The sequence below is a fragment of the Paenibacillus lautus genome (genome assembly GCF_050482385.1).
GTDB lineage: Bacteria > Bacillota > Bacilli > Paenibacillales > Paenibacillaceae > Paenibacillus_AQ > Paenibacillus_AQ lautus_B.
In genome coordinates, this window is record NZ_JBCNHV010000019.1 from 1 (window position 1) to 12444 (window position 12444).

Consider the following 12444-nt stretch of genomic DNA (forward strand, 5'->3'; position numbering starts at 1 on the left):
CAGCGGAACAAAGGGCCCTGTATTTCTAATATGGATCGCTATCCTTTATCCAACCCGATGCCTTTCCCAAGCCGCTTTGCTTCGCGATAATAGTAACTGGCTATGCCAATATCGAATACCGCTAACCCCATAGGGTTGAAGAATACCGTTTCATGATCGTCGTAAGCCGCCAGGCCGTCACGACATAGAATATCTGAAAGCGTCAGGACGTCGGATTCCTGCAATCCCGTCATCAGATGCAGTTGTTCCACATCCGTGTTCTCACGACAAACCTCCAACCATTCATCGACGACAATGGCCTTAACCCCGGCTACGCTGTCTGTTGTATAATCCCGCAGCGACACATTGAGAAGCAGCATCCCCTCCGATGGCTTCTCATTGATATATCGCTCTTCCGAGACGGTGCATGTGGCAAGAACGTCGGCGTTTCGGTAGACAGGCTGCCAATGATCCGCAATATCTGTGATGTTCCGAACCTCCTCAGGCACGGTTGCCGGATCGATGCCTTTGAGATCGTATAGATGCACGCGTTCCAAGCGATCCCCCAGCAGCGCCCTGCACATCGCGAGATGCATCTGCCCGACTGGCCCCCAGCCAATGATACCGATCCGTACGCTCTCGAGCCGCCTGGCTGCAATGAAGGCTTTCAGCATGAACCCGCTTACCGCGGCTGTCCTCAAACCATTCAGCAATCCGCTATATATGACAGCCACGGGCTCACCGGTCAACGGATGATTTAGGATTATCGTGTTATGCGCTCTCGGCAGGCCATGCAGGCTATTACCCGGGAAGCTTGCGATCCACTTGATGCCGGACATATTTACATTTCCTCCAACAAAAGCTGGCATGGCAATGATTCGGTTCTCGGGGGCGCCAAAGCGTAAATACGGCTTTAGCGGATGAACGCAGTCCCCATTCTCTTTGATCCTGATGATTTCTTCTATCCTTTGAATCAGCGTTGACCAATCCATCCCGATTTCACGTATGTGTCCGTCATGTAAATAAATCATGATCTATCCTCCAAACAAGAAAGTAACCGGGTCCACACCAAACTCCTGCTGTACCCATATATCGTTGTACACCGTGTCCAAATATCTTTCACCGCGATCAGGTAAAATCACCGCACATACCGCTCCTTCAGGGATGCTGCCCGACATCCGTTGGACTGCTGAGATGACCCCGCCGGATGAAGCGCCGGCGAGAATCGACTCGTACCGAACCAGATCCCGGCAGCCCTGTATGCAATCTAGGTCCGACACGTACTCTACGCGGTCCGCTATATCCTCGTGGTATAAAGCCGGCGTTATGCCTGCACCCAATCCAGGCAATTTCCGCGGACCTTTCTCTCCCCCAAAAATAACGCTTCCCTTTGCATCCACAGCCACTACTTGGGTAGACCACTGCCGATCCGCAATATACTCTCTGCATCCCCGGATCGTGCCGCATGAGCTAGCCCCGCAAAACAAATAATCAATCTCGCCCAACCGCTCAGCGATTTCCTGCATGGTGGTTTCTTTATGGGCCAAATAGTTGTCCGGATTACCGTATTGATTGGTCCAGTAAGCATTAGGCAAACGGTGAACCAGTTCACTAACCCTTCTTATTCTTGCAGGCAGAAATTCACCGGTCTCCAAGTCGGGCTCCGTGACCAGTTCAAGCTCCCCGCCAAAGCTGCGAATGATGCGGCGATGCTGATCCGTTGTGCGCGGATCAATGACGCAGATGAAACGCAGCCCCAAGTAGTTGCAGAGTTGGGCCAGGCTGATGCCTAGATTGCCTGAGCTGGATTCAATGACGACCGTGCCTGGCGTGATCTCGCCGCTGCGCATGGCCTCCCGAAGCATATGAAGCGCCGGTCGATCCTTTGTGCTTCCTCCGGGATTCATCCACTCCAGTTTTCCGTATACATCAAACGAACAGTTGTTAAACAATCGACTAAGGCGAATTAATGGGGTGACCCCGATCACGCCTGCAATCCCGTCTTGAAGTTCCAAGGTCATTCTCCTTATTTACTCGTACCATATTTTTTTATGTTTAACCGTTGTCTTACCTGCTTCTGGCTCACCATCTCCGCGAATCACCTGGATTTCGCCAAGGATTCCGGACTGTATCATCGTACCGATCTCGGGAATCTGCTGCTCGATATCATGCTTGATCCTCTGCAATATCGCTCGCTCTGCCGTGGAATGGAAAATATACACGATCAAGGCGTTATGAGCCACCTTCACCTGAACGCTGCCCGCATGCAGATGGCGCAAGGCGACATTTTCAATATCGTAGATGCTGATCTTCTCTCCATGCTTCAGATCAGGTCCGATTCGCTTAACGATGCTGCTAAAGCTTTGGCGGAGTCTTCCATCCACCATGATCGGGCGCAAATCGCGCACTACGTCGTAGGTGACATAGCGAATGGCGGGAAACGCTTCCCGATGGCCCGATGTCAGGACGAGCACGCATTCCTCCGGATTGACAAGCGGTTCCAGATCAGCGTCCAGTTGCTCCGGGCGTACTCCCTCGGCAAGCAGTCCGTCCGTCAGAAGATATCGCCGGTGTTCATGGGAGTAATAAGCAATCGTACCGATCTCGATGGAACCGTACGTATCCGTAATATGGTCTGCACCGATTCCTAGCCGTTTGGCGGTGAGCTGAATCCAGGCGGGGGAAGCCATTTCGCCAACCAGTATGACGTGACGGATGCCATATACGGTCCCGTCAGTCGAAGCGTTCAGGATGCGATCCAGTATCGACGGCATCGTATATAGCACCTCCGGCTTGCACAGTGCGAGCCGCTCAAGATGCTGCTCAATCGGCGCCTGAAAGGGGATCGATTCGGCTTTCATACCTAAGCGGCGGAACACCTCGATCGACGTTGCCTCCGCGTGCCCGGTTCCCATATCCGCAATAGCCGATCGATATTGGCCGGATCCAAGGATCTGCCGGTACACCTGGAGCTTAAACCGAATATAATCCTCTTCATCGGCTTCAGAGTAATAGATCGCTTTGCGCCGACCCGAACTCGTGCCGGAAGTCAGATAATAATGAACATCGCTTTGAGCTGCCAACGGATTGTCATCCGTATAGTATAACTCCTCCAGCACGGTGTGCGTCATCAGCGGTAGATGCTCCAGCTCTAACCTCGGCTCCTGCGCCATCTCATCGAGCGCTCTTCCGATGCTCCCCCGTACCCAGCCCTCATACCATGGCATATAACGACGCGAACGGACCAAGGCTTGCTGCAGAATGTTGGAATCCCGCACTTCGCTTCCCCCTTCGACAGATTGGAGTCACTACCCCTGACTATAGTCTATGTCGCTTCCTTCACTTCGTTCGATTCCCCCTATAGAAAAAAACTGCACGGTTACACTTTGACCGCCAGCTTCGTACAATAACACCATATCTTCCTGAAATGAGGCACATCTTATGAAAACCTCCCGATTCACGGTGAAGAGCAAGTGGACCAAAACAAAACTTCTGCAAAGCCAACAAGAGTTGGCAAAGCTCGTTCCACCCACCCAGCTGTTTTCACGGAGACATCTGTTTGACATGCTGGAGCGCTACGGCATGGTATATGTGAAACCCGATGCTGGTTCACAAGGTAAAGGGGTCATGCGCGTGGAGAAGAAGGGGTCGGCATATCAGTATCAACACGGTATAAGAACATTGACTTGTCGTTCTTATCGAGAACTGTGCCGATCATTGAGTAAACAAATAGACAGCAAGCGCTATCTGATCCAGAGAGGAATACATTTGCTGACATATGATCACCGCCCTTTCGACCTTCGTGTCATGATTCAAAGAAACCCGAAAGGGGAATGGGAGGCTACCGGAACGGTTGGGCGTGTCGCCCATCCGAGAAAAGCGGTTACCAACGGCAGCCAAGGCGGTACGATTTATGCCGCAGACCGACTTATTCGCGCAAGTGCGGATGATGCGAAGACAGACGAACTCCTTCAAGAGATCGACCGTATTGCCTTGGCAGTGGCTGCTCACATGAGCCATACTTATCCTGCATTGAACGAATTGGGACTCGACCTCGCAGTAGATCAGGACCTTACGCTCTGGATACTGGAAGTGAACACGCTCCCTGATCCATGCCCATTCACCAAACTTAAAGAGAAGGACACCATTGAAAGAATCGTGTCCTATGGAAAAGCGTACGGACGCTACTATCCCTTGAACTGTAAAAAATCGAAGCAGGGTATCTAAGACATATTCACTTCATGTAAGGAGGAATAGCAAAAAACCTTCGGTCACCGCAGCCTGCCGAGCCTGGGATCAGGTAAACACCCAGACTCTGTCGGCCGCGGACCAGAAGGTTTTTTCTCATACATAAATGGACTTACTTGATATCCTTAGCAACTTAGTCTGCCTTTACGGATTGCTCATGAGAGACTTGGGTTTTGAAGGCTCTCCTCTTTCGGCTGTTAAGCCATTTCTTGCTCCAGCGCGACAGCACAGATAAGACGTTAACGTCTACCAGCCGGTAGAATGCATGGGCAGCGCCAAAGATCACCGGAACCGTGATTAGACTCGTGACCATGATATTCCACCCGTAGGAAAGAAATGTGCTGAACAAAAGAAATAGATGACATCCCAGTGTGCAGATGATTGTGAAGTGCACCAGATAAAGCGAGAACGATATCTTTCCCAGATAGGCAAATAACTTATGTTGAAACAACGCCTGCAGCCATCTCGAATTCAGCAGGGCTATCAGAATCAGAAACGATCCAATCACATGATAGAATGTAAAAAATTCGAACCCATCCGATTCCCACACGAGGATGGAATAGATGGTTCCCTCCGGATCCAAGTATGGATAAGAGCCAAGATAAATGCCAACCGTGATCCATATGAAGCTCATCCAGGGTGCATGAAAGTAAGACAGCCAATCCCGACCGCTATGCTTCAAATCTGCGAGCAGCATCCCCAGCACAAATCCCAGATAGTAAGAATCATTGAAGACGTAGATCAGAAGAACATATGCAGCATAACGGATCACCCGCCTACCACACAGGACAAGAAACCCAAATATCAGAAACGACCCGAACAGCTCGTATGTCATCGTCCAGAGCACGGGATTGTACTGAGATCCATACGTGAAAAAGGTATGAACCAGGCTTTCCTTCAGCATGACCAGCAGATTGGCATCAGCAGCAAACGGATCCGGCATTGAAGATAACGTCATTCCGCGTATATGGTCGTACGCTCCGAGGTCCAGCACGATGATCAGATAAGCAAGGAAGACGGATACCAAGGCGGGTGCTGCCAAACGAAAATAGCGGCGAATGGCAGACGAATAAATGATGAGCCTGTCCCCGGTTTGAAAAAATCGATAGCTGAGCACATATCCGCTCAACACAAAAAACAGACAAACCGAAAAGTTGCCGTTAAACAGCAGATTGAACGGTGTGCGCGCGGCAATTCCCTCGAAAGCGAAATGCTCGATCTCCTTCCTCCCCTCAAAAACCGATGGTACAAACACCTGAAAAAAATGAGATACGACCACAATCAAGGCAGCTAAACCTCTCAAGCCATCCAAATATACAATTTTCATAACAACCCCACATTCCCCTAGAAATAGGATGTTTGCGATGCGAAACATATTTCATAGGGCAGGAAGAGGAAGGCTGTACACGATACGTTTTTCAGGGATAATCATCTTTAAGAAAATGCCCAACAAAAATTGAAAGCGTTTTCTTAAATCTAAAGGAAATCAATAGGGGAGGGTAACACATTGAGTATTTATTGGAGTCAGGTTGATATTGAAGAACTAACTGGATCAGGTGTCGTTTATTTTAACTCAAAGATGGAGATGTTGGAAGGTCTTCCGTGCAAAATGTATAAATTGACCTATCAACAGAGCTTATGGACGCATTGTCATGATTATTTCCAGATTTGGTATGTGGCGAAAGGAGCATTCCAACACACCGTCAATCAACAGGCGTACAAGATCTCCAAGGGCGATATTTTTGTTATACCACCGTTTACCTTGCACAGTGTCAGCATCTCACCCGATGAGGACATCGAGATTTACGGATGCGAATTTATGCCTGCTTTCGTGAACGAGAGATTTGAGGAAATGCCAACAGATCATGCTTTTTTCGATGTGGGGTTTCTGGAATACTTTCTGCGCCAGGAAATGAACGCCCAGTCCAAAATAACGCTGGATAGCGTTACCGACGTAACGGTCCAAAATGTCTTGAAGGACATGCTGATTGAATACGAGAGACGAACCCCTTTTTTTCAAATCTCGCTCAAAGCGAAGCTGCTTGTCCTCCTCTCGATTCTGGTACGGCAGGTCAACGGCGAACTGCTCAGAGAAGGGTTTGAGAAATCAGAGAAATACCGAGGAATCATGACAAGGGTCGTTGATCATATCCACAACCACTACCAGGAAGATATGAATCTGAATGATCTATGCACCCTATCAAATTTATCAAGGTCCACGTTCTGTATCCTCTTCAAAGAATGGACAGGCAAAACATTCAACCGGTATCTTACCGACCTGAGGATTCTGCAGGCCATGATGATGCTGAAGCAGCCGGAGTTAACCGTTACGGATGTTTGCTACTCCACCGGTTTTAATGAACTCTCCTATTTTTGCAGAATCTTCAAAAAATACACGGGCATCTCCCCTACCGACTTTCGTAAACAAGCGATCAAATAGAACGTTCAATGCCATACGATAATCCTATTTTTGAACACGATAGTGAAATGAAATGATTTTTGTACATGCTACGATATCCATAATTCTTACAAATAACTGGATCAGGGCCGGTTGTTTAGTCAACTGTTTTGGGGAGGGAATTGATCGAACTTCGATTACGATTACACGATTGTACACGATTGCTCAAGGGGAGGAAGAGGAATGAAGAAGAAACATTTGATATGGAGTCTTATTCTATTGTTCTCTATCGTAACAGGATGCTCTGGCGGAAATCCGCCGCAATCGGGCAGTGATGCTGGTGACAAGCCATCCGATAATCCGCCTGCCCAGGATGCCGTAACGCTCGACTTCTGGTACGGCTGGACCGGGCCGGAAGCGGAAGCGCTGGAACAATTGATTGCCAAGTGGAACTCGGCCAATCCCGACATTCAAGTAAAAGGCCTATCCCAAAGCGACTATCAGAAACAGCTTACCGCGATTACCGGGGGCAATCCTCCGGACATTGCATCCCAATTCGGACAAAATGTCGTGCCATGGGGGCTGCGCGGCGCCATGATGCCGCTCGATGAATATATAACGAAGGACGGCTTGGATCTTAAGGACTTCGTGCCGGCTGCCCTAAGCACTTCTCAGCATGAAGGCAAGACGTATGCGATCCCGACAGCCATGCACGTGTCCATGCTGTTCTACAACAAGGATATTTTGCAGGAAGCCGGTTATGACGGTCCACCGGAAACGATAAGCGAGCTTAAAGAATATATCAAAAAGCTGAGCATCGCCCAGGATGGCGGACGCCTCCAGCGACTCGGATTGTGGCCCGGAATGGATGCGTATACGTTCAGCTATGCCTTTAACGGATCGTTTTATGATGAAGCGGCGCAGCAGGTGACGCCGGACCATCCCGGGATCCAATCGGCCATTAAACTCTCGAAGGAGATCTGGGATCAATACGGTTCCGATAATCTGGATCGATTCTCTTCCGGGCTTGGCCAATACATGTCGGCACAGAATCCGTTCTTCTCGGGCAAGTATGCGATGACGATAGATGGAGAGTGGCTGCCCACCTTCATCAAACAATACTCGCCTGATCTGAATTATGGCATCGCCCCGATTCCTTATGTTGAGAACAACCCGGAATTTAAAAACTCCGGAAATGTAACGACCAGCGTATTCTATATCCCGAAAGGCGTTAAAAACCCGGACGCTTCTTGGAAATTCATTAAATGGATGACCGAGCCGGAGCAAATGGCCGAATTTACGGCTGCTCTCGGGAATCTCCCGACGAGAAACTCTGCCTTCTCCAATCCACTCTATGAGGATGTGCCCGGATTCAAGGAATTCCTGGACTATTCGGGAAGCGAAAACCTGAGGTCCTTCCCGGCTTCCTCCTACGCGAACGAGTACATGACGGAGTTCAGCGCGCAATATGATGCTATTCTCCGAGATACCGTCAGCATGGAGGAAGGCTTGGACAAGGTAAAGGCAAAGATTCAGCCGCTGGTGAAATGATGAGCCAAGCATGCTATGTCCAATGCAGCGATGCATTGGGCGGGGCTGCATACTAAATACTTAAAGCGGAAGGAGAATCGCGAAGATGAAGGTCTCCACAGCAGCCAATCAACGAAAACACGTATCAGGCTGGTCCAGGAAGGAGCGTCATTATGTATACCTTGGCCTGGCGTTCGCCTCTCCTTGGATTATTGGCTTTCTGGCTTTTACAGTCTATCCGTTCTTCGGTTCGCTCTACTTGAGTCTGACCGAATACGATTTATTCAGCCCTCCCAAGTGGGTAGGGCTTCAGAATTACGAGTTAATTTTTGCGGATGACCGCTTCTATAAGTCGCTCGGTAACACCTTTTTCATGGCGTTCATATCCGTGCCGATCACGCTGGCCGTCTCTCTGCTGATTGCCATGATGCTCAATTTCAAAGTGAAGGGAATCAATTATTACCGTACCATCTTCTACCTTCCATCCGTTATACCGATCGTTGCAAGCGCTCTCTTGTGGACATGGATGCTGAACCCCGACTTCGGTTTGGTTAACATGGCACTTCGCACCCTCGGTTTAACAGACCCGGCGTGGCTGCTTGATCCCCGGTACACGAAACCGTCTCTTATCCTGATGAGCCTGTGGGGCTCAGGTGCGGGCGCATTAATCTTCCTGGCCGCCCTTCAGGGCGTGCCGAGGCAATATTATGAAGCGGCTCAGGTCGACGGAGCAAACTGGTGGTACCGGTTCTGGAAAATCACGGTCCCTGCCCTGTCCCCCATCATTCTTTTTCAGCTCATCATGGGATTAATCGGAGCCTTTCAAATCTTTACGGAGTCTTATATTTTGGCCGGAGGCAAGGTAGATGGAAGCGGCTCTTTGGGAGGTCCGGAACAGTCTCTGCTGTTCTATGCGGTCAATCTATATCAGGAAGCCTTTGTCTTTCTGAAGATGGGTTACGCCTCGGCGCTCGCCTGGATTCTGTTTATTATCGTGTTGCTGATTACGTTCATTCTGTTAAAAACGTCAGGCCGCTGGGTCTATTACGGAGGTGAGTAACATGGCTGTCAAGTTGCGAGTGATCTTACCGCATGTGGTCCTTCTTCTATGCGCTGTGATCTTCCTGTTCCCATTCGTATGGCTGGTGATGACCTCGTTGAAAACGCCGGCAGAAATACTCAAGTTTCCGCCGAGTATTCTGCCTGAAACGTTCCAATGGTCGAATTATAAAGAGGCGCTTCAAGCTATTCCTTTTACCCGCTATATGATGAACACGTTTCTGATTTGTATGGTGAATATCATCGGTCAGCTATTCTCTGCACCGCTGGTAGCCTACTCGATCTCCCGCATTCCCTGGAGGGGCCGAAACATTATCTTTACCATCGTGGTGGCGACCATGATTCTGCCGGCTCAAGTGCAGATGATCCCGCAGTACATCATCTTCACCAAGCTCGGCTGGGTGAATACGATCATGCCGCTGACCATCGGCGCATTCTTCGGGGCACCGTTCTTCATCTTTTTGCTTCGGCAGTTCCTGCTTGGCGTACCGACCGAGTTGTCCGAGGCTGCCAAAATTGACGGGGCTTCGGAGCTGCGAATTTATGTCAAGATCATCATGCCGATCCTGAAACCGGCTCTGGCTACCGTCGCTTTATTTTCTTTTGTGTGGGCGTACGTGGACTTCATGGGACCGCTTATTTATCTGAACGATTCGGCGAAATGGACCATCACCGTTGGCCTGCAAAGCTTTCAGCAAGACCACGGGGCGCAGTGGGAGAAACTCATGGCCGCTTCCACCATCATGGCGATTCCCATGATCCTGATCTATTTCTTCGGACAGAAGTATTTCATGAAATCGGGATCGGCACTAACCGGGTTCAAATAAGCTAGACCTTCGGAATGGATGCCTTCTCTTTCTCAGCATGCACCGGGCGTATCCCCGGCCATGTACACGGAAGAGAAGGTTTTTTCGCTTCCAAATCGAAATATAGGGATTATGGAAGAAACCTATTTTTAAACCAAAGGATGAGAATCATGCCTCTTCGTATCACGGCCATGACCGAAACGTATGCCGATCAAATTATGCAATGGAGCTATGAACCTCCCTATGACTTCTACAACAGCGAGCCGGATGAGGAGTTCCGGAAAGAACTCCTGGAGTGTTCGTATTACGCCATACTCGATGAGGAAGGGCAGCTCTTCGGCTTTTGCTGCACAGGCTCATCTGCCCAAATTCCGATTGCGATCCCGTTAGGTGCATATGACGACGATCTGCTGGATTTCGGACTTGGCATGAAACCCGAATTGACCGGACAAGGCCGGGGAAAAGAGTTTCTCTCGTTCGTGCTGTCTTCCATCGCTGATATTCACAATCGCACATCGTTTCGGCTGACCGTTGCCAAATTCAACGAACGAGCCATTCGCTTGTATACCCAGCTGAGCTTCTCGGAAGTAACTTCGTTTGATTATGGCGGCACTACGTTCATAACGATGGTCAAAGTGCCAGTCTCTGGATAGCGAAAATAAAGAGGGTGATCCCGCCATGGGTTCACCCTCTACTTCATGATTGGCCAATAACTCATATTCCCGGATTAGGTCGTATTACCGAAGAATCGTCATTTCTACTCCAAGCAATGGAGCCGTCTACCGATTCATAACCGCTATTCAATGGCGATGTAGACGTCCACCACAGTATGGGCAGGATCAAACTGCCGCATGTCATAGCGTTCGTAATCGCCCGTATACGTCCTTTTTTCGGTTGATTGCTGGAAGTAACTCCAAATTTCATGCCACACCTGCGGAACGACTTCCATCAAAGGGCCACATCTTGTCCGGAATACCATGTACTTTGCTTCCGGGACGGACGCCTGCTGCAGTTCCTCCGAAGAAGCTGCAACAGCCACGTCTTCATTAATCCTGTTGCCGATAATTAAAGTGTACTCCCCGGATGCGTCGCTTTCGTAATCCGTGTACAACGCATAGATGGCTTGGTCCTTATCAGATAATTGTGCCTGCAAACCGCTCTGGAAATACCGGTCCCATAACTTCGGGATCTTGCCTTGCGGTCCAGCCTCCGCTTCATTCGTTGTTCGAACGTCGACACCCTGAATGGACATGGCGGGTCTAACCTCTATAAATCGCTCACTCTGATTCTGCTGTTGACTATGACTCATATGTTGTTTCCTCCTTGAGATGATATATCTCTATTCTAAAGAGGTAACGTGGACACCTATCCGTCCTGGTTATCGTAGCGCTGCATAATCAATTGTGCTCTTCGTTTCACTTCCTCGGCCGCTTCGCCCGGCTGCTCAACCAGCACCTGATCACCAAAGCTTAGAATCATGCCGTAAAACCATTCATCCAATTTGTATAACACTTGAACGCGTAAAGAGCCGTCCGGGTTGACGGTTACTTGTTCAGGCGGAAAAATATCCGCCACCCGCTGACGCGCGGCTGCTTCGAATAACAGCACAGTCTCCTGCTCCTGCGCGCTCGACCAAGAAGCATCCCATTCCAATCGTTCCATGCTCGGTATCATTCTTGACTCCGAAGTCTCATCCAGCATCTCGATATGCTGCATGCGTGATAACCGAAAGATTCGATGGTCTTCCCGCTCCAGGCAAAAGGCTTGCACATACCAAATATTTCCCTTTAAAATCAGGGATGCCGGTTCAATGGTTCTTCGCTCCGCGTTGCCCAGATTATCGATATACTCCATCACGACCCTGCGCTTTTCTTGAATAGCTTGTTTGAGTAAGCCCACGGCCGGTTTCAGTCCTTGGCGCTGTCCCCAAGGCTGAAAGTCCATAACCACGGGTTCCCTCCGATATTCATCGCCAAGCCCCTGCTCTACCCTGTGCAGCAGCGCTTTTACCTTCTCAAGCAATATGCCCATCTGCTGATCATCCAGTGCGCTGCTCATCCCTTTGACGGCTGTAACCAGCGTACTCATCTCCTCAGCAGACAGCCAGTACTTGTCAATCATATAATGCTCCATGATCTCAAATCCGCCGGTGATCCCCTGGTGGGCAACAATCGGAATCCCGGCTTGGCACAGCGTATCCATATCACGGTATATCGTCTTACTGGATACCTCGAACCGATCCGCCAGCTCTTTGGCACTCAGTCTCCCACGGTTCAGAAGCAGGACGGTTATGGCTAACAGTCGGTCTATTTTCATTACACGCTACCCCTTATTTCTCAGTTATTACATAGGAAAGCAGGAACAATTCTATCGGGTTCGCAAAGATTCCTTAACTCAAGCTTAACAGATTCGGCATGTGTTCAT

At 49.6% G+C, this 12444-nt stretch carries 12 protein-coding genes; 6 read left to right on the forward strand and 6 right to left on the reverse strand.

All coding sequences use genetic code 11. The features are described 5' to 3' along the window. Positions 1-38: 38 nt before the first annotated feature. The 3 genes from ABEW73_RS22770 to ABEW73_RS22780 are packed head-to-tail and all read right to left on the reverse strand — an operon-like array spanning position 39 to position 3257. Positions 39-1010, reverse strand: coding sequence for a 2,3-diaminopropionate biosynthesis protein SbnB (locus ABEW73_RS22770; RefSeq protein ID WP_430165649.1), 972 nt, complete (start codon positions 1008-1010; stop codon positions 39-41). A 3-nt stretch (positions 1011-1013) separates the two neighbouring features. Continuing rightward, a complete protein-coding gene (gene sbnA / locus ABEW73_RS22775; RefSeq protein ID WP_430165652.1) occupies positions 1014-2000 on the reverse strand; it encodes a 2,3-diaminopropionate biosynthesis protein SbnA in 987 nt (328 codons plus the stop codon). Positions 2001-2009: 9 nt separating this feature from the next. Further along, on the reverse strand, positions 2010-3257 hold the full coding sequence (locus tag ABEW73_RS22780) for an AMP-binding protein (protein ID WP_430165655.1): 1248 nt from the start codon (positions 3255-3257) through the stop codon (positions 2010-2012). A gap of 163 nt (positions 3258-3420) precedes the next feature. On the opposite strand from ABEW73_RS22780, the gene ABEW73_RS22785 reads away from it, so the two are divergent. Then, the gene (locus tag ABEW73_RS22785) at positions 3421-4206 is read left to right on the forward strand and encodes a YheC/YheD family protein (protein WP_430165658.1); all 786 of its coding nucleotides are present in this window, start codon (positions 3421-3423) and stop codon (positions 4204-4206) included. Between the two features lie 154 nt (positions 4207-4360). Here ABEW73_RS22785 and ABEW73_RS22790 read toward each other — a convergent pair whose 3' ends face one another. Beyond that, positions 4361-5554, reverse strand: a complete 1194-nt coding sequence (locus tag ABEW73_RS22790) for an acyltransferase family protein (protein ID WP_430165661.1) — start codon at positions 5552-5554, stop codon at positions 4361-4363. Between the two features lie 180 nt (positions 5555-5734). On the opposite strand from ABEW73_RS22790, the gene ABEW73_RS22795 reads away from it, so the two are divergent. The 5 genes from ABEW73_RS22795 to cpaA all read left to right on the forward strand — a co-directional run bounded on the left by ABEW73_RS22795 (position 5735) and on the right by cpaA (position 10673). Continuing rightward, positions 5735-6667, forward strand: coding sequence for an AraC family transcriptional regulator (locus tag ABEW73_RS22795; protein ID WP_430165663.1), 933 nt, complete (start codon positions 5735-5737; stop codon positions 6665-6667). Positions 6668-6868: 201 nt separating this feature from the next. Further along, positions 6869-8176 (forward strand): ABC transporter substrate-binding protein, encoded by a 1308-nt coding sequence (locus ABEW73_RS22800; RefSeq protein ID WP_430165666.1) that lies wholly within the window; start codon positions 6869-6871, stop codon positions 8174-8176. An 85-nt stretch (positions 8177-8261) separates the two neighbouring features. Continuing rightward, positions 8262-9215, forward strand: coding sequence for a carbohydrate ABC transporter permease (locus ABEW73_RS22805; protein ID WP_430165669.1), 954 nt, complete (start codon positions 8262-8264; stop codon positions 9213-9215). Position 9216: 1 nt separating this feature from the next. Continuing rightward, positions 9217-10041, forward strand: a complete 825-nt coding sequence (locus ABEW73_RS22810; protein WP_430165672.1) for a carbohydrate ABC transporter permease — start codon at positions 9217-9219, stop codon at positions 10039-10041. A gap of 149 nt (positions 10042-10190) precedes the next feature. After that, positions 10191-10673, forward strand: a complete 483-nt coding sequence (gene cpaA, locus ABEW73_RS22815) for a capreomycin N-acetyltransferase CpaA (RefSeq protein WP_430165675.1) — start codon at positions 10191-10193, stop codon at positions 10671-10673. Between the two features lie 143 nt (positions 10674-10816). On the opposite strand, the gene ABEW73_RS22820 is transcribed toward cpaA, so the two are convergent. After that, the gene (locus tag ABEW73_RS22820; protein WP_430165677.1) at positions 10817-11329 is read right to left on the reverse strand and encodes a GyrI-like domain-containing protein; all 513 of its coding nucleotides are present in this window, start codon (positions 11327-11329) and stop codon (positions 10817-10819) included. A 56-nt stretch (positions 11330-11385) separates the two neighbouring features. After that, positions 11386-12336, reverse strand: a complete 951-nt coding sequence (locus tag ABEW73_RS22825) for a helix-turn-helix transcriptional regulator (protein WP_430165680.1) — start codon at positions 12334-12336, stop codon at positions 11386-11388. Positions 12337-12444: the final 108 nt, after the last annotated feature.